The organism is Chryseobacterium sp. TQ-BC-N36, from assembly GCF_058382295.1.
On sequence record NZ_CM178175.1, the window covers coordinates 2,139,337 to 2,161,249 of the forward strand.

The following is a 21,913-nucleotide window of genomic DNA, read 5'->3' on the forward strand; positions in this document are numbered from 1 at the left end:
ATGTCTATTAATCTACAAAAAATCACCATTGAAAAAAAGGGAGATATCCATTCTATTGACCTTACCAAACCTGAAATTTCTAAAAAGGAAATTATCATTAATCTCAACTGGTCCCAACCTCAACAAAAAAAAGGCTTTTTCTCAAGTCTATTAGGAGGGAACAGCAGCATTGATCTGGATCTGGGATGTTTTTATGAACTGAACAATGGACAGAAAGACTGTATCGATGGATTACAGTTTGCCAATGGCAAAGGAGGTTCAAGAGACAAACTTACCAGGCAGGGAAGATACAGCGATGCCCCTTTTATCTGGCATACCGGAGATGACCGTGGTGCCAATTCAGGATCAGGTGAAAACATACTTGTAAACCCCGTTGGCATCAACAGTCTTAAAAGAATTGTGATCTACTGTTTTATTTATGACGGTGTTGCCAGATGGAATGAAACGAATGGGATCATCAATATAAAAGTTTCAGGGAATCCCGATATAGAGGTTGAAATGGGTAAGCAAAATGACTCAAGAAAGTTTTGTGCTATTGCTGAAATCCTTTTTTCTCCTCATTCTATGCAGGTAAAAAAACTGGTAACTTTTCATAATTCTCACGCAGACTGTGATAAAACGTACCGCTGGGGAATGAAATGGGCTCCGGGATCTAAATAATAATCAAAAAACAATAAAAAAACTACCATGAGAAGACTTCCCGTATATTTACTTCTGGATACCTCGGGCTCAATGACCGGTGAGCCCATTGAAGCCGTTAAAAATGGAGTTCAGATGATGCTTCATTCGCTCCGTCAGAATCCTCAGGCTATAGAAACCGCTTATGTAAGTATCATTACTTTTGACAGCCAGGCCAACCAAATTATCCCTTTAACTGACCTTGCTTCTTTTCAAATGCTTGACTTAAAAGCTTCCGGTACAACTTCATTAGGGGCCGCCCTAAGCCTGTTAGCAGATAAAATGCAGTCAGAAATCATTAAGACGACAACGGAACAAAAAGGAGACTGGAAACCTTTAACTTTTATCATGACAGATGGTGTACCTACTGATAACTGGCAAACCGGATATCAGAAACTGAAATCCGTCAATAAAGGGCTGATTGTAGGATGTGCTGCCGGACAGGGAGCAGACGATGCTGTGTTGAAACAGATTACCGAAGCTACAGTAAGATTAGATAATGCAGATTCTGAAAGTATTTCAAAATTCTTTCAGTGGGTAACAGCGTCTATTTCAACCACTTCAACCAAAGTGGAAACAACAGGAGTAGAACTGGCAGGAATAGATCAGCTTCCTCCACCCCCATCTGAACTGGTAATTGTGGCTTAGATATGAACAGAAGATTATTGGCTTACTTCCTGTTGGATACTTCCGGCTCAATGAGAGGAGAACCGATACAGGCACTTAATAATGGTTTCAACGGGCTTATCAGTATGCTTCGTTCAGATCCGCAAGCAATGGAATCTCTTCATATCAGTGTTATCACTTACAATCGTGAAGTGAACAATATGGTGCCTCTTGTTGATCTTGCAAGTTATCAGCCTGTAGAAATAACATGTCCGGACAGCGGACCCACACATACAGGGGAAGCTCTTGCCATGATGTGTGATCTTGTCAGTAAAGAAATTGTAAAAGGCTCCCTGATCCGTAAAGGGGACTGGAAGCCTTTACTCTTTGTTTTTACGGATGGGAAACCATCTGATATTCAAAAGTACAGAGAAATAATTCCCAGCGTTAAAAAACTTGATTTCGGAGTTATTGTAGGTTGTGCTGCCGGCCCTGAAGCAGAAATAAGTTTTTTACAGGAACTTACCAGTCATGTTGTTAAGCTTGAATCTACGGATGCCGGTACACTGGCTACTTTCTTTAAGTGGGTAAGCACTTCCATTGAAATGGGTGGGAAATCTCAGGGAACCGGAGAAACGATGGTATTGCCTCCACCACCAGCAGAGCTCAATATTATTGTATAAAATATAGCGATGGTCTTACTGACATTTCAGCATCATTGAAAAAAACAGAAAAAATCCGGAATTGAATTTCAAAAGATGGATTTGATGGAAACAGAACATGAGAATAATATGGAAACATTTTTAAAAGACATTTTAAAAGATTTTGAGATTGAAGAAAATAAGATTGTAGAAACCACGATCTCCAAGCTCATGCAAAATGCAAAAGTAAGCGACCTTGAAAAGTCAATGCATTCAATAAAAAAACAGGTTTTAGAAATCTTCAATATGTACAGAGATAAAGAGGAGTTTAAAGAAAAATATATTGCTATTCCCAATGCCAATGCAAAAAAAGAATATCAGTATTCATTCAATACAGGTGAATTTCCGAATATAGTTATCCGTGAAATTAAAAATCTGGATATCGCAGGACTGCAGTTTGATCATGAAAAATCTTGTATTACAGGAACTCCCATGATGGCTAATACTATTGATATTCAAATTGTATTTTATAACAGAAATGACAAAAATGAAACAGATGACATTAAAATCATTCCATTTGTAGTCAATGCAGATCCAAAAGATCTTTGGATAGATAAACCCAGTGATAAAGGCAGTAGATTTGCCAAATCAGATACTTCTACCCTGTCTGCAAAATTTCTGGATAAAAAAATTGTGATTGCTTCAAAAAGAGGCCGTTCACACGCCCATGCAGGGACATTCAGAGATGATGATTTTCATCTGCTTGAATTACCTGACAACTGGGCTGTCATTGCCGTAGCTGATGGGGCGGGATCTGCCCAATATGCACGAATGGGTTCAAAAATAGCAACCGAATATATCACAAGAAGTTTTGATGATACTGAAGTGCTGCAGCAGCTTTCTGAACACATCATTGATTTTTTCAGTGAGCACTCAGTAAAAGATCCAGAAAAAACAGAACCCCAAAATACCATTGATGATATTCCGCAAGAGAATAAAGATAAAAACGAAAATTTGGATGAGGACTACAGACTGCAAAAAAAATCAGCCATCATCAATATTCTTTACAAAAATGTAAGAAATCTTCATCATGAGCTTAAAAATTTTGCCGGCCAGGAGAATATACCTATCAAAGACCTCAATACTACCATCATCTTTGCCCTGATAAAAAAATTTGATTTCGGCTATGTGATACTTAGTTTTGGAGTGGGTGACTGTCCTATCAATATCATGACTGATCAGCATGAAAAAGTACAACTTTTAAACTTTCTTGATGTAGGTGACGTAGGAGGCGCCACCCGTTTTATTACCATGACAGAAATATTTTCAAGCCCGGATATGGGAGCACGCTTTGGCATCAACTGTTTTGAAGATTTCTCAAAATTATTCCTGATGACAGATGGAATATATGATCCTAAATTCCTGGTAGAAAGCAAATTGGAAAACATTGACAATTGGAAAGAATTTCTAAGAGATCTTGATGGGGAGAATGAAGAGCTGGTGAAAGTTGACTTTGAAGAAGACTCTGATATTGAATCCCAACTCCTTCATTGGATGGACTTTTGGAGCAAAGGGAATCACGACGACAGAACACTTGCTATAATTTACTGAGATGAATATTATAAAAGTAAAATCAGTCATTGATCCATCAAAAATTTACGAATACGTAGATGATGGTAATCCTAAAGTGGGAGGTGTAAAAGATGTCTATTTTTCACCAGACAAAAAATATGCAGTCGCTTTCTTTCGTGATTTTATAGATTTCAACCATAAAGAAAGTATCAAGAAAATTGTCACTTTATACCACAACAATATCAAAAACGGAAATTCATCTGAATATTTTTTAGATGAAATCTACAGATGGCCCTATGATGCAGTTGAAAAAAATGGAAAATGGGGAGTCATCGTTCCTTTCTATAATGGTAAATTTTTCTTTAAAAAAGGATATACAGCCAATGAAACGATCAAAAATGGTGAAAAAGTTGGAAAATGGTTTACAACCCCTTCCTTCAGAAACAAACAATATCCTTTATCCCTTGACCGTTCTGAACTGGGAGATTGGTTAAGCTATTTTCAGATTGCCATCAATATTTCCAGAGGGGTAAAAAAAATGCATCAAATGGGACTGGCCCATTCTGATCTTTCCTATAATAATGTACTTGTAGATCCTGTCACAAAATCAGCATGCATCATAGATATTGATGGTCTGGTAGTACCGGGACTTATTCCTGCCAAAGTAATAGGGACTGCAGATTTTATAGCTCCCGAAGTTTTAAAAACCAAACATTTGAATATCGGAGATCCAAACAGGATTCTTCCCAATCAAAAAACAGATCTTCATGCCCTTCCTGTGCTGATCTATATGTATTTATTAAGGAGACATCCTTTCAGGGGAGGAAAAATCTGGGATCTCGATGCTGAAAAGGATGAAATATTGGCTATGGGAGAAAAAGCTGTTTTTATAGAACATCCTGAAAATCCTATTAATCGTGTAAAAACAGATCATCTCAAAAAGTGGAATATATTCTGGGGAGACCCTAAGAAATCACCTTTTACCATTACGGGACCTTATCTGACAGAACTCTTTAAAAAAGCGTTTATCGATGGTTTGCACAATCCTATTCTAAGACCCATTGCCAATGAATGGGAAACAGCTCTTCTGAAAACAGTAGACCTGATACAACCCTGCAGCAATCCGGATTGTGATGAAAAATGGTATGTCTTTGACAATACCTCTGCTCCCAAATGCCCTTTTTGCGGCACCCCTCACAAAGGAAGTTTACCCGTTATTGATCTGTATTATAAATTTAAAGATAATGTATGGAAACCTGAGAATCACAGACTGATGGTATACCATAATCAATATCTTTTTAAATGGCATGCATCCAGGAAAGTAATCCGGAATGAAAGTCTCACCCCGGAAGATAAAAAACCCGTAGGTTATTTTACATTTTACCAAAACAAATGGATGCTCGTCAATCAGGGAATGCCTTCCATGAAAGATCTGTCTGAGAATAAGGTTATCCCCGTTAATTCGATGGTCGAAATCAGGGACGGAAAGAAGATTATGCTTTCAGACGAAGAAGGAGGAAGGCTTATGTATATTACTTTAACTCATAATTAATTCTTATTATGGATCAACAAAATATTATAGATTTACATCCAGGACTTATCATCGGCTTTGCATTACTTATTATGATAATGCTGTTGCTGGATCTGGGTGTTTTTAACAGAAAAGCCCATGAAGTTTCCACTAAAGAAGCAACAGTATGGTCAGTCATATGGATTTCACTATCAATGGTTTTTTCAGGTATTATCTACTGGATATTCAATCAGGATGAAGGAGGCAATGCACTGGCCTTTGAAAAATTCACACAGTTCCAGGCTGCCTATTGGATAGAGAAAGCACTTTCCGTAGATAATCTGTTTGTTTTCATCCTTGTTTTCAGCTTTTTTAAAGTACCCAAATATCTGCATCATAAAGTATTGTTCTGGGGAATTATTGGAGCTTTAATTTTCAGAGCTCTATTTATATTTGCTGGTATCGGAATCATACAGTTAACTTATCTCCCTGAGACACATATATTCGGTAAAGCAGTACAGATCAACATTGTAATGACGCTGTTTGGTCTATTTCTGATATATGCCGGAGTCAAATCGTGGGGAGAAGGAGATGATGAGGATGAAAAAGATTTCAGTAATACTGCTGGTGCAAAACTTATAAAAAAATGCTGGAAAGTTTCTGACAACTATGCCGGTGATCAATTTTTCACCATTCAGAACGGCATTAAAATGGCTACTCCCCTCCTGATTGTAGTAGCTGTTATTGAGTTTACTGACGTTTTATTCGCAGTGGATTCCATTCCTGCTATTTTTGCTATTTCAAAAGATCCTTTTATTCTCTATACCTCTAATATTTTTGCCATTCTGGGCTTAAGATCGTTGTATTTCTTACTTGCAAATTTCATTCATATGTTCAGCAAACTGCCTTACGGGCTGGCTGTTATCTTAAGCTTCATTGGCGTTAAAATGCTGATATCTCCCTGGGTTCATATTCCATCGCCCATATCTTTGGGAATTGTCGCCGGAATACTCATTCTATCAGTTCTTATGTCTCTTCTTTTTCCCCAGAAAGAAGCAACAACTTAAACTGACAGATAATAAAAATACTATTGAAAAAATGTTGTATCCATTAAGGATAACATTTTTTCAATAGTTTAATGGACTAAATCAAAACTCACTTTAAATTTCTACCCAAGTCTTTCACCTTTCTCAGCCACTGATTTCGCTGCTCATCCTTCGAATTCCGGATGATACCGATGTAAGTCAGTTTAATGGGTTTTACTCCACAATATTCCAGGATGGACTTTTTAAGCTGATTGACACTGGGTCTTCCGAAAAACAAACGGTAATACCATCCCGGCTGGTCCAATGTTGTAAGGATGTGAGCTGTTTTTCCTTTTAGCAGTTTATCCCACCACACGGAATTTTCCCGGTATTTATAAGCCATTCCGGGTAAAAATAACCGGTCTATAAATCCTTTCATAATGGCTGGAAATCCTCCCCACCACACAGGATGTACCCAAACCAGATGATCTGCCCATTGTATAATTTCCCAGGCTTTCACCAAATCCGGTTCAAGTTCCATTCTTTTCCGGTATCCAAACTGCAGATTGGGATTGAAATCTAAATCCCGGATCACAATTTCCCTGACTTCGGCTCCTGATGCTACAGCTCCCGACTTATAAGCTTCCGCAACTCCAAAATTGAAGGAATCTTTATGGGGATGTCCGTTGATAATTGCTATTTTTTTCATGATGTCACATTGATATTGATAGAATCATAGGCATTAAGCTGTGCCAGTAATGATAAAGGCTCATGCAGCTGATGGCTGAAATAGACCTTATTTTCATGAGGATTTCTCAACAGTTCTTCGGTATGCAGAACAGCAGATAGAGCAGTAAGTTCTGCCTGTCCTTTTAAGCTCTGCAAACTCAGCTTCTTTTGTCCAGCCTGATCATCAACTACAATTTCAAAGACTGACTGGTCACCGTTTCCACTCGACCCGAAAATCATTTTTCTCTCCTTTAAAGACAGTATATTATAAATTCTTAAGTATTGAAATGCCCCCAAAAGCCAGGTAATGAATTTTGAATTATAGGTCATTTTTACGTTAACATCAGAAATTCTTTCCACTTTGTTGAGAATGTACAAATCAGGCACATCAAAATTATATGCACTTCTCCTCCCTATTCCAAAAGAAAAATTAAAAGCTTCAGTATCTAAAAAATGCCTGATAGAAACCGGTTTATCATTTTTATAATGCACAAAAGGTACCGCTACGTTTTCCGCCATAAAATGCGCAGAACTCTCCCCTGCCAGGTCTTTCACAGAATAGTAGACAAAGAGTTTTACTTCATTAATATCCCCTGAATCAGACAAGATATTAACCAACCCTGGGACAATACCGCCCATCCAGCCTGAACTGAAGACAATTCTGCTGTTCACTTCCGCTTTTCCGGCAATATTATAGGCTTTCACCAAGGCCGGGGTAGGCTTCGTAATATCCAGATAATCTATCTGATGATCAATAGCGAAACGAAGAACATGATCCTCTTTATCATTGACGGAAAGAATGATGAGATTTATTTTTTTGTCAGAAATCACTTTAAAAGAAGAAGGATCTGTAACATCAATTCTCAGATCTTTATCTGTTTTTCCTCCTTTTCGGCCTCCGATAAAAACAGTAAGATGAGGATTTCTTGATTTCAGGATTCGGGAAATTGTTTTGCCTACCAACCCGTTTCCTCCGATAATTAAAATATTTTGCTCCATAACTTTTTTTGACAAAAGTATAGCGCATCTGTTTTAACAGACAGGACAAATGTCTAAAAAGAAATTTCCTTTCGGATACGGCTAAGGTGACGCTGTGTGATGCCAAGATAGGAGGCCAGATATTGCAGTGGGATTTTCTGAATATAATCAGGCTGATTCTTTAATAACGCTTCATACCGTTGCACTGCATTATCCCTTTGAAGCTGAAAAAAACGGGTTTCAAGTTCGAGATATTCCTGCTCAGCAATGATTTTTAAAAACTGAGTCCAGTTCAGAGCATCCTTTACCAGGAGATCCATTTTTTCTTTTTTCAGAATCAGCAATTCTACATCAGTAATCGCCTGAATGCTTTCTTTACTAAGACATCCTGAAATAAATGATGAGTAAGCAGCAATCATCATATTGGGAAATTTGAAACAATAGGTCATATCTTTTCCGTTATCAGAAGTATAGAAAGACCGGAAGATTCCTGAGTTGATAAACGCTACTTCCCTACATCTTTCACCTTCCTGCACAAAATAGTCATTTTTATTCAGCCTTCGGATTTCGAAAAGCTGTAGGAACTCTTCAATTTCATCTTCTGAAAAGAGATTAAAGCTTCGAAAGTAATCACGTATCATTTTTTTAAATAAGGATGTTTCTAATGAATTACGAAAATAGATAAAAAGACGGAGGTTCCATACCGGATCAACACAAAGTTTTAATTTTTGCAGAATTATGGTAAAGACCGCATCAATTTCATGAATTGTTTTGAGCTTACCCACTATAAATTTTGATTAATATAAAAAAAAATCATCTCAGGACGAGATGATCTACCGTTTTGAATTTACTTGAGTTATTTATGAAGATATGAATGATGTTTTGTTGATACAAATATAGGGCAGCCCTATTTTTTTTACATCAGGGTAATCCCTAGAATTATATCCGTAAAAATACGGTTGCATAAAAAGAAAAGCCCTGCAGGAAATACCCTACAGGACTTTGGTTTATCTAACAATTATTCTGTTTAACAGTTAAAATAAAAATTTAAACCACTGATTATCAACAGATTTTAATTTTTATTTATTTTAAAGAGGGCTTACCAGTTGCAGGAACCATTCTTTAACTTCTCCCTCCAGATAAGGAGCCAGTTTTTCTTCACAGCTTTTGTGGTAGCTATTTAACCACGCGATTTCGCTTTCTGAAAGGATTTCTTTTACTACCGTATCTTTAAAGAATGGGCAGAATGTCAGAGTTTCAAACTCATAGAATGTTCCATGAATCGTTTTTTCTGCTTCTTTTACAGCAATAAGGTTCTCATGACGGATTCCGTAATGTCCTTCAAGATAGTATCCAGGCTCATTGGACAGCACCATTCCCGGAAGAAGTTCCTGAGGGTTCAGATCTTTTCTGATGTTCTGCGGACCTTCGTGTACATTCATGAAACTTCCTACTCCGTGTCCGGTTCCGTGATTAAAGTCTTTTCCTTCCATCCATAACGGAAGTCTTGCGATGGCATCTAAATGTACACCTTTTGTTCCTTTCGGGAATTTCACCATTGATAAACGGATCAATCCCTGTAATACCAATGTTGAGTTTCTTTTAAATTCCTCCGAAGGGGTTCCTAAAGCGAAAGTTCTTGTAATATCTGTAGTTCCTTCAAGGTACTGACCTCCTGAATCTACAAGAATAGTATCCTCATTGGTTACTTCTTTGCTTCCTTCTTTTTTGGCAGAATAATGCATGATGGCACCGTTATCTTTATATCCTACAATGGAACCGAAACTTTCTCCTACAAAATTTTCTCCTTCTGCACGAAAGCCTCTCAGTTTCTCACCGATAGAATATTCGTTCATGGCTTCTTTTCCTGCATTGTGTGTTAACCAGTAAAGGAATTTTACCATAGCCACTCCGTCTCTTACCATTACTTTTCTGAAACCTTCCAACTCAGCTTCATTTTTCTGGGCTTTCATCAGGTTACCGGGAACCGGAGCTTTAATAAACTGGTTCTCCGTTTTTAATGTTTCAAAAATCTGCTGGTTGCTGTTTGGAGAAACCAGTACTTTTTCATTTTTGAAATTCTTCAGATAATTGTAAAATTCTTCATAAGGCATCATTTTCACAAAGGCATCATCCATTTGTTTTCTAGCCGCTACTTCCATTTTTTCCAGCCCTGTAAATAAAACAGCATCATTTTTAGTGATTACAATATATCCTAAAAAAACAGGGTTGCTGTCTACATCACTTCCTCTGAGGTTCAATGTCCATGCGACATCATCCAGACTTGATATGATGTGTACGGTAGCCTCCTGCTCTTCCATTTTCTGACGGATAGCAGCAATTTTATCCGATACAGATTTACCGGCTCTTTCTACAGGATGTACAAAAATAGGGTTAGCAGATGGTGTTCCTCTGTCTTTCCAGACTTGTTTTAAAAGCGGAAGATCTATCAGGGTAATATTTTTTGAATTAAATTTTTGAGAAAGCAGTTCCCAGTTGGCATTAGAAGCAGCCAAAGCATTTACAGCCACTTTACCGCCTGAAGGAATTTCTGAAATAATCCAGTCGATATAATTAGGGGTTCCTTCCATACCGTCTTTGAAAAGGTCAATTCCGGAACCTTCCAGCTCGATAGCAGCTTGTGTAAAGTACCTTCCGTCTGTCCAGAGTCCGGCTTTGTCTTTGGTAACCACCACAAAACCGGCAGAACCAAGGAAACCTGACAACCAAGCTCTTTCCTGCCATTCTTCGGGAAGGTATTCGCTCATATGCGGGTCTGCAGAATATACAATAAATGCATCAGCATTATTTTTCTGCATTTCTTCACGAAGCGCAGCAACTTTTTCCTTTGAAGTCATTCTTTTCTTTTTTAACCACCGAAAGTTACGAAAAATTTAAAGGCTGAAGATGAAATTAACATGCTATTTTGCTTAATAATCTGTTATTTTTAAAGGACTTCTTATTGAAGCTGTTTCAACTTTTATATTCATTATTTTTAACCACAAAAGTTTTAAACACTTAAGCTTTTTAGAGTCAAGGTTTATGTATAATAAGTGCACTTAAGTTTTGTAAAATCTTTGATTTTCATCTTATGTGAACTTTTCTTCAGTTTCATTTTAAACTTACTTAATAGAACTCAAGTGTTTAAAATGAAACCCTTTTGTGACTTTTGTGGTTTTGTAAAGTTTAACAACTTTATTGAGAAGATTGATCACTTGAACATCAATGCCATATTAAATAAATCAGATACAAACTTTGACTTTCGTAATCACTTAAAGCATATTCAAATATTGAAATACAAACAATATAAATTTACAACAAAGAATATCAATACAAAGAAGCTAAAATAGACAAACTAAACATACCACAAATGTTGATTTATTATCAAAATAATAAATTTTGGAAAGATTATTGCTGCATGCTACCTTATGAAACAGCAAAACTACAGTAACCACAGGAAATTTTATCCGCCACATCACTTTATTTATCTTCCGATATTGATCCTAATGGAGATTTTCGGAATTTATAAAATCTGGAATGACCCGGAAAATCAGTTGATCTGGCTCCTGTTTTCTATTGTAATTTTTCTGCTTTCCTACCTTGCATTTATGACCCGGCAGCATTATGCACTGGGACTGCAAAACCGGATAGTGATTCTGGAATTTCAGCAACGGTATTTTGAAATCTTCAATATAAGATCGGATGAAACGGTTGAAAAATTGAAATTCGACCAGATTGCTGCCTTAAGATTTGCTTATGATGACGAGTTCAAAGAGCTTTTATACAAGGCACTTCATGAAAACATCTCAGGAGATGAAATTAAAAGATCTATCAAAAAATGGAGAGCTGATCATTTAAGAGTTTAACATCACAAAATATACTACTATGAAAAAATTAAGCTTATACAGTATAATGATATTAAGCTTGTTGACATTGACAAGCTGTGAGGCCGTAGAAACAATTTTTAAGGCTGGAATGTGGTGGGGAATTCTCTTAGTCTGTGTAATAGTAGGGATTCTTTTACTGATTTTTTCGAGGGGTAAAAACTCTTAACCATGCTTTATGGAGAAGAATACAGACCTGGAAATCATTTCTCACCTGAAACCTTCAAAAATTGTTAAGATCATGAAGGATCCGGAAGCTTCTGCAAAGGCGGTACATCTTGTATATACCACCGATGCAGAGACCGCCGGAATTACCCGTAAGAAAACAGGAAAGAAATATTCCTATTACAGGGATGGTGAAAAAATAAAAGACAAAGAGGAAATCACCAGGATTAATAAACTGGTCATTCCGCCCGCCTGGGAAAATGTATGGATCTGTGCGCTGGAAAACGGACATCTTCAGGCAACAGGTTTTGATGTCAAAAAAAGAAAACAATACCGTTACCATCCTCTCTGGAGCGCTCTGAGAAATCACACAAAATTTTACCGCATGCTTCAGTTCGGATATTCATTACCCAATATCCGCCTGCATGTAGAGCAGGATCTTGCGCTGAGAAATTTTGAAAAGCGAAAAATCCTTGCCTTAATTGTCAGTCTCATGCAGAGAACCAATATCCGTATCGGCAATAATGTCTATGAAAAACTGTATGGTTCTTTCGGGCTCACTACATTAAAAGACAAACATGTACAGGTGAAAGGGCAAAAGATCACTTTTTCTTTTAAAGGAAAGAAGGGAGTCATGCACCATGTTGATCTCCGGAGTAAAAGATTGGCAAGGCTCATTCAGAAATGTAAGGATATTCCCGGTAAAGAGCTTTTTCAATATTTTGATGATGAAGGAAACCGCCATTCTGTAGATTCCGGTATGGTGAATGAGTATATCAAAGAGATCAGTGGTGAGGATTTTACAGCTAAGGACTTCAGGACATGGTCCGGAACGGTAAGTGCTTTGATCGCCTTCAGGGAAATCGGGTATGCCGAAAATGACACTCAGTATAAAAAGAAAGTAAAAGAAGCTCTGGACATCGTTGCAGAAAATCTGGGGAATACGTCGGCCGTCTGCAGAAAGTATTACGTTCATCCTTTAGTGATCAACCTTTACGAAAACAATACGATCAAAAAGTATCTTGACGAACTGGAAGTTATTGAAGAAAATGACGGAAAAGCTGATCTTACAAAGGAAGAAAGGCTGGTTCTGAAAATCCTGGAAAATGAGAGGATGTAGGAAGTTTTCCAATCAATAGTGAATTTGCTTCGCAGTGAATTTTTTATTCTGTACTTCATTAACCAATTGACTATTCACTTGCGAAGCAAAATTGACCATTGATATTTAATTATTTTTCATATCAAACGGAAATCCTATTATTATTCAAAAACTGTATTCTGTATTCCTTAGGGGTTATGCCTGCAATCTTTTTGAAAAGCTGGGTAAAGTGGGAGGCAGTATGAAAGTTCAGTTCGTAGGCAATTTCTGCAATATCTTTGCTGGAGTGCAGCAATGCTTTACTGTAATTGATATCAATCTCGTTGATCCACTGTTTCGGGGATTTTTGGGTAACACCTTTCACACATTTGTTCAGATAACTTTCCGTTACAGACAGTTTATCAGCATAAAATGCCACTCTCTTTTCTCCTACATGATATTTAAATAGTAAATCCCGGAACTGCAGGGACAACTCCATTGGGCGTGTTGCCGATTTATGGTGAGTATCAGAATCCGTGATCAGCATTTTGATCAATATGAGATGAAGCATCGTTACCACTACATCATTGGTATTAAGGTTATTCAGCCATAATTCCTGTTCCATGATGGGAAGAAGCTGGGTAATGGTTCCGTATGTCAGGCTGTCAAGATTCAGGAAGGGTGTCATGAAAAAAATACTGCTTTTATGTTTGGGCAGTTCCTGTTCAGACAGAATATTATTTTCATAAGCAAGAAAGAAACCTTCAATATCATCGGATAATTCAACAGTTGCCGTGATTGTCCCCTGTTTGATAAAGATCACGCCCCCTTTTTCAGCATGGTATTCTTTATTTTCAAGGTATTGCCTGATGTGACCGTTGGTAACGAAAATAATAAAATTGAAAGTTGTACGGTACGGAATTACCGGCATCAGAATTCCTTTAAGATAATTTTCTATCCGGTACAGCTGTATATCAGCATTGTTGGCCAATATTTTTTCCGTAATATTCGGAAGAAAGAGCTTCTTGTATTGAAAATTGGATAATACTTCCATAATGAATTGATTATTACAAATTTAATGCTGAAATTATATTATTGTACAATGTCGGATGTAAAATGTACAATGTATGAGAATGACATTATCTGAACCATCGTTTTTATTTTTAATCCAGAAAACAATTTACCGTCGCTACATTATACATTATACATTATACATTATACATTATACATTATACATTATACATTATACATTATACGCTAGAACTTATAATACACTCCTACTCTCACTCCAAAAGGACTTCCGGGCGTGTAGGTAAGATCTGTAACAGGTTCTGCTTCTCCTTTCAGCTGAGTTTCGGTGGCAAACTGTGCTTCGTTCCATTTTACGTTGAAAAGGTTATTGACCTGAAGATTGGCACCCCATTTCTGACGGTTATAGGAAAGCATCAGATCATTCACAAAATAGGCTTTGGTTCTGATGCTGTTATCTTCCACGGCGGGCCTTGCTCCCAGATATCTGTACTGAAGCCCCAAAGAAAAGCCATTCAGGAAATCCCAGTTTACCGATCCTGTGCTGGTAACTACCGGCGCCAGCGGAACATAATCCTGTCCTTTTTCTTCTTCAGTAAATCTGGCATGGGAATAATTGATATCTGCATTCAGATAAAAGTTTTCCAAAGGCTGGAAACGAACTCCAAGATCTGCCCCGAAACGTCTTGATTTCCCTGAAGGCTCTACCACAGCATCATCTCCTACATACACGAATTCCTGCTGCAGATCCATATACCATAATGCTGGTGTAATAATCAGTGATTTGAATGGATGCAACCTCACCCCAAAATCTGCTCCGATAGAGTATGGAAGGGTATTTTCATTCTTATTGGGAACAACCACTCTCAGGTCATTGGAATGAAAGCCCATTCCTGTTTTCAGGAACCACATCACATTGTCATTCTGAGCATAGGAGAAATTCAGTTTTGGACTCAGTCTTGTTGCTTCTTTTGACTGTCCTGATGGCAGCAGTTCTGCATCCAGCAGATTATGCAGATTGAAAATAAAATGATCTACTCTCAAAGCCGGGTTGATCCTCCATTTTCCGGTTTTCCATACTATCCCTGAATAAGCATGAAGATTGGTTTCTGTTCCCGTCACGTCTGATAATCTGTCAAGCAGCATATCTCTGTGATATACATGATTAAGCTGCAGAGTATTAATATCATCATTTCTCAGGCCTATTCCTGAAGTCCAGTTTAAAGAACTGTTTGCCAAGGAAAAAGTTTTGGTATATTTTACTTCGGCTCCGTAGATATTCCTTCCATCGGTCTGCTGGATTTCATCTCCATGATCTTTATCTTTTAAATTAAAGGTGAAGTCGGAATACAGATTGAAATTATACTTTGAATAAAATGCCATAGCATCAATCTGTTCGGAAGGAGAAATAAGATGCTTAAAATTCATCTGAAGGTTTGTTCTTGAAGTTTTTCCGCCTTCTGTAGGATCTATACTTCCCCACCTTCCTATAATTCCTTCATCTACGGCACGCTCCGGGATCTGTCCTGAAGCATTCCAGGAAGAATTAAATGTAGAGAACTGGACATTAAAATAGTCGTTATCCGTAATCCATTGATTGTACTTTCCAAAAATATTGACTCTGTTAAAATTCTGCTTTACATCGAAAGGTCCGTCAGTATAGTTATATTCTGCCGCCACATATGCATTTTTACGCCCAAGATCATCATGGAGAATATTGAACATTCCCAATACTCTTTTTGAATTGAAAGAACCTCCTTCCAGTTTAATCATGCTGTTTTTCAAACCGTTGTACGTCTGAAAATCCACATACCCCGCCGTATTAAAGTCCCCACGGTCCATATAATATGCTCCTTTTCCAAAATCGATATTATTTACCGTTTCAGGAATCACAAAATGCAGGTCAGAATATCCCTGTCCATGGGCATGGGAAACGATATTCACAGGCATTCCGTCTACATTTACACTTACATCGGTACCATGATCAGCATCAAATCCTCTTAAAAAAAGCTGTTCTGCTTTTCCTCCTCCGGCGTGTTGTGCAATAAAAAGTCCCGGAACTTTTCTCAACAGATCCTGCGCTGAGTTTACCGGAAATTTATTCAGATCAACCTTGGTAATGGCTGATAGAAATGAACTGTGGTTGATAGCTACTTCGGAAATCTGAAAAGGCTTATGCTGTAAAAAAATAACTTTATTTTTATCTTCATCATTGGTTACCACCCATTTTACCTCATCATACCCCTGACGGCTGATCACAAGGGTATCAGGAAGGGATTTTACAGGAATGGCAAATGTGCCGTCCGGTCCTGTATGGGTATGGCTGTTTCCGTTGTCATATTTTACCAAAGCATCCGCAATGGGAAATTTGTCATCTGCATCTTTTATCAGCAACTGTTTTTCTGCTTCCTGAGCCATCATTTTTCCACTGAATGCCATGACCAGAAATGCAGCTGCTATTTTTGTTATTTTCATTTTTTATTTTTTTTGTACAATGTAAAATGTATAATGTATTAATGATTTTAGAAGTTAGAAACCAGAGGTTAGGAGTCAGAGGAATAGCAATAGTGAATTTTGCTCCGCAAGTGAATCGTCAATCATCGTAAAAGAACTTTAAATCTTGAACTTTAAACAATCTTCCACTCTAAAACTCTCATATCCTCAAACTCTCCCACTCTCTAACCATTAGATTTCACTTTAAGAAATGCCTTCTGAATTAAAAGTGTAATCCAGGTTCCGGCTACAAACGGGAAAGTAAATACTCCGCCAACGATATCCAGACAATGATTGTCTATTAAGAAATCATCAATGGCAATGGTAATAAGAACTGCAATAAGCACCCATAAGCCGTCTGTTTTTCTGACTCCGGAAAAAACGATAGCGGAAAGCACCGCGTTGAATCCAAATAATCCCATGTGGATTTCTTTGATGGGTTCTCCATTCAGTTGTGATAATCCTGCACCAAGAATGGATGCGACTAATCCATATAACGCTGCTACCGGAGAACTGATGAAAACAGCCAGGAAGAAAATCATTCCTGAAAGTACCCCTCCCTGAAAGATTACTTCACCAAACCCATTGGTACATGTTAGAAAGTCATCATATTCTGTAGGAACTACTTCACTGCTTAACATGGCAGAAGGTGGAATGTGGGTAAAATGACGCAATGCAAAAACCAATACCCATGTAATAATGATGAAAGGAAAAGTAAACACCGGAATTTTCTTCTGGATAAAGAAATGCTGGATAACGGCAGCCAATGCTCCACCTAATAGGATCAAAATCCAGATCAATACCGTAGTTTGGAAAAGAAATGCCAATGCTACTCCCACCAGCGCTGCACTGAAACCGTACAGTCCCGCATTGATTTCAGATTGATCGTATTTAAGCCTCGTTGCAGTAAAAGTTCCGGCTGCTGTTGAAAGCAATACCGCAACTCCGCACTGCCAGCTTCCCATGAAGATTCCTATGAGAAACAGAAGCCCGGTCCATCTGTTTTCCTGGAGCATAATCTGCCCGATTCCTTTTAATATATTGTCTAAAAAAGGTAGTTTTTTGAAAAATTCGTCCATAGTTTTTTTGTATAATGTATTTTGTATGATGTAAAATGTATTGATGATTTGGATTAGGTAGTAGAGGTTAGAAGGAAATAAAACTTTTCTCTCAAACTCTTTTACCCTCAAACTCTACCACGCACCTCGTATCCCGCATCCTGAAACCCTTTTACCATCCAAGAAAGACCATTCCGACACCACAAACAGTAACTACAGCTCCGCTTACCACTCCCATATATCTTTCCAGTCTTTCGGTATTGAATAATGTTGAATATCCATAACGTCCCAGAAGAACCATTCCAAGCATAGTTAATACTGTAGTTGCAGTAAAAGAAATTACCAGTACGGCAATTTCAGACATTGAGTGTTTTACTCCTGAATAAAATAACAAGGGAATCAAAGGTTCACTGGGCCCCATCACGAAAATCATGAACAATACAAGCGGGGTTACTTTTATTCTTTTCTGAGGCATTACCACTTCACTGTGATTATGTTCATATACATAGACATCATCACCCATCACATCAAAATGTTTGTGAGGTTTGTTTCTGATTGCCTGAATGAGACCATATATCAGATAAACGCCTCCGAAAATCAGCAGTGCCCATCCAGAAAAATTTCCCCTGATATCCTGAAACCATGAAATCTTATTCAGCTGCCACCCTAGAAACACCCCGATAAAACCTAAAATCAGTGAGCTCAATACATGACCGAGTCCACAAACAACCGTTAATACTGCGGTTTTCATTCCACTCCATTTTTTAGATTTTGAGATCACTATGAATGGCAGGTAATGATCCGGCCCTGAAGCGGTGTGTATAAAACTTATTGAAACGGCGCTTAAAAGAAGTGCCCAAACTGTACTGTCCATTTTCTATTTATCTATTGCTGTTCTGTTCTCTATTAAGTTTTGGCTAAAGCCAATGGAAGCATATCTTTAGTATTGCGGGCTAAAGCCCGCCTCTATTGAATATTTTCTCTGTAACTTAAATAAAGAATCATTTTAATTTTTATTCTAAAGACCAAAGGATTTCCTGAATATGCAGGAAGAAGTTGTACATCAATTCTCCTCCATGTCCCAGAGCTCTTACTACAAAACCATTGTCATCCATTGCAGAAACCCCTACTTCCATTTGTTCATGATGCTGCGCGGATGCTTCAACTATTTTTTCAACCAATCCGTTTTTGTCTACATTTTCCTTCGTACTGCAGAAGATCAGAGTTCCCTGATGAGTATACTGTTCCAGATTTCCGATGCTGCTGATCGGGATCATATCAGGTTGAATCAAGACATTATCTTTTACAACCAGCTTATTGTTGTGATAGATTTCCATTACATTCTGAAAACGCTTCAGTTTAAAGACTTCCCCATAATGTTTTCTTCCGCAGGTAATGATCTCACTGATGATGATCTGGCTGTTGTTCCCGATATGAATCTTCGCTTTACTCTTAAAATTGGAATCTTCGTGAGGAACGATAGGATGAGGAACGTAAGCAAAAGAAGTTTCATCTTCCATAGAGACATTGAGTTCCTGAAGCGCTTTGTCCTGCATATTGAAAAGCCTTTGATAAGATTGTGACTGCAGCTGAAGCGCGGCTCCTTTTTCAAGCGTAACATCCAAATGATAGTGGTCTCCATCCAGAATTCCCGGGGAGGAGCTCATCACCATCTGATAGAGCTTTTTGTCATTTTTTCTCTGCCCTACAGAAACTACCCTGAAAGGAAGCGAGACATAGAGATCTTTTACATAGGATTCTCCTCCCTTGAATCCTGCAACAATTTTTAAATGACTGTCCATTTATCTTACCAGGTTCGGTTCTTCAACTTCTTCTAAAAGAGCATATTTTTTGATCCAACCTATTACTTTATCCAGCCCTTCATCTGTTTTCAGGTTGGTAAAGACAAAAGGGTTTCCTTTTCTCATTCTTCTGGCGTCATTTTCCATCACCTCAAGGCTGGCTCCTACATAAGGGGCAAGATCAATCTTATTGATAATCAACAGATCAGATCTTGTAATACCAGGACCTCCTTTTCTTGGAATCTTCTCTCCCTCTGCTACATCGATAATGAAAATGGTAACGTCTGCAAGGTCCGGACTGAATGTCGCTGAAAGATTGTCCCCTCCACTCTCAATAAGAACCAGCTCTATCTCAGGGAAACGCGCTGCCAGTTCATCCACTGCTTCAAGATTCATACTTGCATCTTCACGGATGGCTGTGTGCGGGCACCCTCCTGTTTCCACTCCGATAATTCTGTCGTGAGGAAGAAGACTGTTTTTTGCCATAAATTCAGCGTCTTCTTTGGTATAAATATCATTGGTAATCACTCCAAGATCATAAGTCCCGAATAATTTTCTGCTTAAACGTTCCAGTAATGCAGTTTTTCCTGACCCTACAGGTCCTGCTACTCCTACTTTTATATATTTTCTGTTTTCCATTTTATTTAAATTTTATTTTTTAACGCTATGTGCGCTAAGTTTTTTTGATTGTGAATATTTTTCGATCGCAAGGGCGTTTCACTCAGCAGAGAGCAATTCGCCAATTTGCTCTTTTACCTTTTACCTTTTTAGGACATATAAAGCCTTGAATACAATCTCTCATGCTGCATACATCGGATGTCAAAGGCTGTATTACAAAGCCCTACCATGTCTCTGTCCAGTTCTATCGTTTCTAAAGCTGTTTTTTCCATCACAGGGTAAAGAGAAAAAAGAACATCCTGTCCGTCCAGCTGCCCAAGAGGAACCAGTTTTACAGCATTGGTGATCATTCCCGCTACTGAAGTGTAATAGAATCCCAAAAGTGCTTCGTATAAAGGAATTTTCATCAGATAAGCATACACCCCGAACACAATACAGTAATGGGAGTTCGCTTCTTTATGCCGGACTGCCTTTTCAAATGCTTCCATAAGGGGAAAATTCTCTCTTCTCTTAAAAATTTTAATCAGTCTGAGGCCCAATTTCTGACTGGCCTGGCGGATTTCTTTCGGACATTTTATAGCGTTGCACTCATTATCAAGAAGTAACAATTCCTGTAGATCTCCTTTTCCAGCTGCTTCATAAGCCAGTTTTACAAAAGCTCCATCATTGAATTTAAGGTTGTACTGAAGCATATTCTGTACAAATTCTTTCGCGGTCGCTAAATTATGTACAATCCTTTCCTGCACATAGGTTTCAAGTCCGTTGGAATGGGTATAGCCCCCAATGGGAAGTGTAGGATCTGCAAGATGAAGCAGTCCTGACAGGAAGTTTATGTTGCTGTTATTCATCTTTCGGGGCTGCCATTTTTAAGATTTTGGTAAAGATTGTGGATCCAAGACTGCCATGTCCGTGGGGCTCTACATTGGATTTAAGAAGATTCAGCAGCTTCACAGATTGCTTTTCCGGTTTGAAACCGCTTGCCTCCAGCCATCTGAACATCGGCATTTCAAAAGGAAGCAATACTTGATCATTCTGAATGAAAAGCGGAATATGTTTATTTCCGATCTCATAACATACGGTACCCATTTCAAGCAGTGAAGTGGGCGACATAACAATAGCTTCTGTTTCCAGAACATTGATTGCAATTATTTTTTCTGCATCCTCAAAAAGAATATCTCCTTCACGTAAGCGCTGTCCTTCTCTGAGAAATTTGATGGCAACATCAGTTCCCTGTCTGGTTTTTTTGCGCTGGATTCTTTTGGTGGTTTCAAACCATTCCAGATCAAGATAATCTATGGTTTTGTCCGTAGGATTTTCAGCAAGATTGCCTATGATTTGATTAATGATCATTGTTGGATTTTTTTCTGAAGTCTAAGTTTTTGGAGATTCCTACCCCGAATGTTGAACCACTGATTCCTGCTATATAGCTTTTCGTCCAGCCTTCTTCTTTTGTTTTAGTTTGAAGCATAGACAGTTCTGCAAATTTGAATTTCAGTGCCCAGCCTCCTCCAAGTAATATTCCGATCAAGGGATAAGCACGAAGGCGAAATCCGTTAAAGTTCTGCATCGCATCAGCCGCTGTTGACAATTGCTGTCCCCAAACATAATGAGCATCTACCTGCCCTATCAATACAAAGTATTTTCCAAGCATTAATGAAGGACTATACCAGATTCCCGCTTCATTCTGTTTGTAAACTACATTGTGATCAACCGTATTCTGCGAGTAGGCATAATTAACCCCGACAAGATCATTATTATTTATAAAATAACCCAATCCAAGCGGTGCACTGGAAACGGTACTGCTGCTGCTTGATGGTGTAGTGATTTTTGAGTAATCCAACGAGCCGTAAACCATGAATTGACCTTTTGGTCCGTCTTCATCACTTTTAAGCCTGTGCCCGCCCAGAAACTGAGCATTCAGATTTCCTGACAGCATAGATATACCGGCTATGGCAAGAGAAAAAACTGTTTTATTTAAATATTTCATTCTATACTTAGTTCTATAATTGTTTTAAAATATGGACTGATAAATCTTTTTTTGTTGTTA

Annotated in this window: 21 protein-coding genes; 8 read left to right on the forward strand and 13 right to left on the reverse strand. The window is 38.1% G+C overall.

The genetic code is table 11. From position 1 onward, the window contains the following. The 6 genes from AC3FI7_RS09525 to AC3FI7_RS09550 all read left to right on the forward strand — a co-directional run bounded on the left by AC3FI7_RS09525 (nt 1) and on the right by AC3FI7_RS09550 (nt 6,074). The gene (locus AC3FI7_RS09525; RefSeq protein WP_142723294.1) at nt 1-660 is read left to right on the forward strand and encodes a stress protein; all 660 of its coding nucleotides are present in this window, start codon (nt 1-3) and stop codon (nt 658-660) included. A gap of 27 nt (nt 661-687) precedes the next feature. Beyond that, nucleotides 688-1,326, forward strand: a complete 639-nt coding sequence (locus AC3FI7_RS09530) for a vWA domain-containing protein (RefSeq protein WP_142723293.1) — start codon at nt 688-690, stop codon at nt 1,324-1,326. 2 nt (nt 1,327-1,328) lie between these two features. Then, nucleotides 1,329-1,967 carry a vWA domain-containing protein gene (locus AC3FI7_RS09535; RefSeq protein ID WP_343659194.1) on the forward strand — a complete coding sequence of 213 codons (639 nt, stop codon included), beginning with the start codon at nt 1,329-1,331 and terminating at the stop codon, nt 1,965-1,967. 84 nt (nt 1,968-2,051) lie between these two features. Continuing rightward, nucleotides 2,052-3,536, forward strand: coding sequence for a protein phosphatase 2C domain-containing protein (locus AC3FI7_RS09540; protein ID WP_491461928.1), 1,485 nt, complete (start codon nt 2,052-2,054; stop codon nt 3,534-3,536). A 1-nt stretch (nt 3,537) separates the two neighbouring features. After that, complete coding sequence (locus AC3FI7_RS09545) at nt 3,538-5,049, forward strand: helix-hairpin-helix domain-containing protein (protein ID WP_343659196.1); 1,512 nt, start codon at nt 3,538-3,540, stop codon at nt 5,047-5,049. An 8-nt stretch (nt 5,050-5,057) separates the two neighbouring features. Next, nucleotides 5,058-6,074, forward strand: coding sequence for a TerC/Alx family metal homeostasis membrane protein (locus AC3FI7_RS09550; protein ID WP_142723290.1), 1,017 nt, complete (start codon nt 5,058-5,060; stop codon nt 6,072-6,074). Nucleotides 6,075-6,162: 88 nt separating this feature from the next. Here the strand turns inward: AC3FI7_RS09550 and AC3FI7_RS09555 are convergent, their stop codons facing one another. The 4 genes from AC3FI7_RS09555 to AC3FI7_RS09570 all read right to left on the reverse strand — a co-directional run bounded on the left by AC3FI7_RS09555 (nt 6,163) and on the right by AC3FI7_RS09570 (nt 10,597). Beyond that, nucleotides 6,163-6,741, reverse strand: a complete 579-nt coding sequence (locus tag AC3FI7_RS09555) for an NAD(P)H-dependent oxidoreductase (protein ID WP_142723289.1) — start codon at nt 6,739-6,741, stop codon at nt 6,163-6,165. Next, complete coding sequence (locus AC3FI7_RS09560) at nt 6,738-7,760, reverse strand: saccharopine dehydrogenase family protein (RefSeq protein WP_491461929.1); 1,023 nt, start codon at nt 7,758-7,760, stop codon at nt 6,738-6,740. The genes AC3FI7_RS09555 and AC3FI7_RS09560 overlap by 4 nt, the downstream gene beginning before the upstream one ends. A gap of 53 nt (nt 7,761-7,813) precedes the next feature. Next, entirely contained in the window at nt 7,814-8,380 is a 567-nt protein-coding gene (locus AC3FI7_RS09565; RefSeq protein WP_142723287.1) for a Crp/Fnr family transcriptional regulator, read from the reverse strand. Nucleotides 8,381-8,827: 447 nt separating this feature from the next. Then, nucleotides 8,828-10,597 (reverse strand): aminopeptidase P family protein, encoded by a 1,770-nt coding sequence (locus AC3FI7_RS09570; RefSeq protein WP_343659198.1) that lies wholly within the window; start codon nt 10,595-10,597, stop codon nt 8,828-8,830. Between the two features lie 570 nt (nt 10,598-11,167). On the opposite strand from AC3FI7_RS09570, the gene AC3FI7_RS09575 reads away from it, so the two are divergent. Further along, nucleotides 11,168-11,605, forward strand: a complete 438-nt coding sequence (locus AC3FI7_RS09575; protein WP_491461930.1) for a DUF6526 family protein — start codon at nt 11,168-11,170, stop codon at nt 11,603-11,605. Between the two features lie 196 nt (nt 11,606-11,801). Next, nucleotides 11,802-12,908 (forward strand): DNA topoisomerase IB, encoded by a 1,107-nt coding sequence (locus AC3FI7_RS09580; protein WP_142723283.1) that lies wholly within the window; start codon nt 11,802-11,804, stop codon nt 12,906-12,908. Between the two features lie 121 nt (nt 12,909-13,029). On the opposite strand, the gene AC3FI7_RS09585 is transcribed toward AC3FI7_RS09580, so the two are convergent. The 9 genes from AC3FI7_RS09585 to AC3FI7_RS09625 form a co-directional block, all read right to left on the reverse strand. Further along, nucleotides 13,030-13,920, reverse strand: a complete 891-nt coding sequence (locus AC3FI7_RS09585; protein ID WP_343659201.1) for a helix-turn-helix domain-containing protein — start codon at nt 13,918-13,920, stop codon at nt 13,030-13,032. 203 nt (nt 13,921-14,123) lie between these two features. After that, on the reverse strand, nt 14,124-16,370 hold the full coding sequence (locus AC3FI7_RS09590) for a TonB-dependent receptor (protein WP_491461931.1): 2,247 nt from the start codon (nt 16,368-16,370) through the stop codon (nt 14,124-14,126). A 203-nt stretch (nt 16,371-16,573) separates the two neighbouring features. Next, on the reverse strand, nt 16,574-17,467 hold the full coding sequence (locus AC3FI7_RS09595; RefSeq protein ID WP_343659205.1) for an urea transporter: 894 nt from the start codon (nt 17,465-17,467) through the stop codon (nt 16,574-16,576). A gap of 151 nt (nt 17,468-17,618) precedes the next feature. Next, complete coding sequence (locus AC3FI7_RS09600; protein WP_131435156.1) at nt 17,619-18,320, reverse strand: hypothetical protein; 702 nt, start codon at nt 18,318-18,320, stop codon at nt 17,619-17,621. A 139-nt stretch (nt 18,321-18,459) separates the two neighbouring features. Continuing rightward, the gene (locus AC3FI7_RS09605; protein WP_491461932.1) at nt 18,460-19,248 is read right to left on the reverse strand and encodes an urease accessory protein UreD; all 789 of its coding nucleotides are present in this window, start codon (nt 19,246-19,248) and stop codon (nt 18,460-18,462) included. Next, nucleotides 19,249-19,887 (reverse strand): urease accessory protein UreG, encoded by a 639-nt coding sequence (gene ureG / locus AC3FI7_RS09610; protein WP_002977658.1) that lies wholly within the window; start codon nt 19,885-19,887, stop codon nt 19,249-19,251. It abuts the gene before it with no gap. A gap of 128 nt (nt 19,888-20,015) precedes the next feature. Continuing rightward, complete coding sequence (locus AC3FI7_RS09615; RefSeq protein WP_491461933.1) at nt 20,016-20,714, reverse strand: urease accessory protein UreF; 699 nt, start codon at nt 20,712-20,714, stop codon at nt 20,016-20,018. Further along, nucleotides 20,707-21,216, reverse strand: a complete 510-nt coding sequence (ureE, locus tag AC3FI7_RS09620) for an urease accessory protein UreE (protein ID WP_142723276.1) — start codon at nt 21,214-21,216, stop codon at nt 20,707-20,709. The genes AC3FI7_RS09615 and ureE overlap by 8 nt, the downstream gene beginning before the upstream one ends. After that, nucleotides 21,206-21,853 carry a hypothetical protein gene (locus AC3FI7_RS09625; RefSeq protein WP_142723275.1) on the reverse strand — a complete coding sequence of 216 codons (648 nt, stop codon included), beginning with the start codon at nt 21,851-21,853 and terminating at the stop codon, nt 21,206-21,208. The genes ureE and AC3FI7_RS09625 overlap by 11 nt, the downstream gene beginning before the upstream one ends. Between the last annotated feature and the right edge of the window lie 60 nt (nt 21,854-21,913).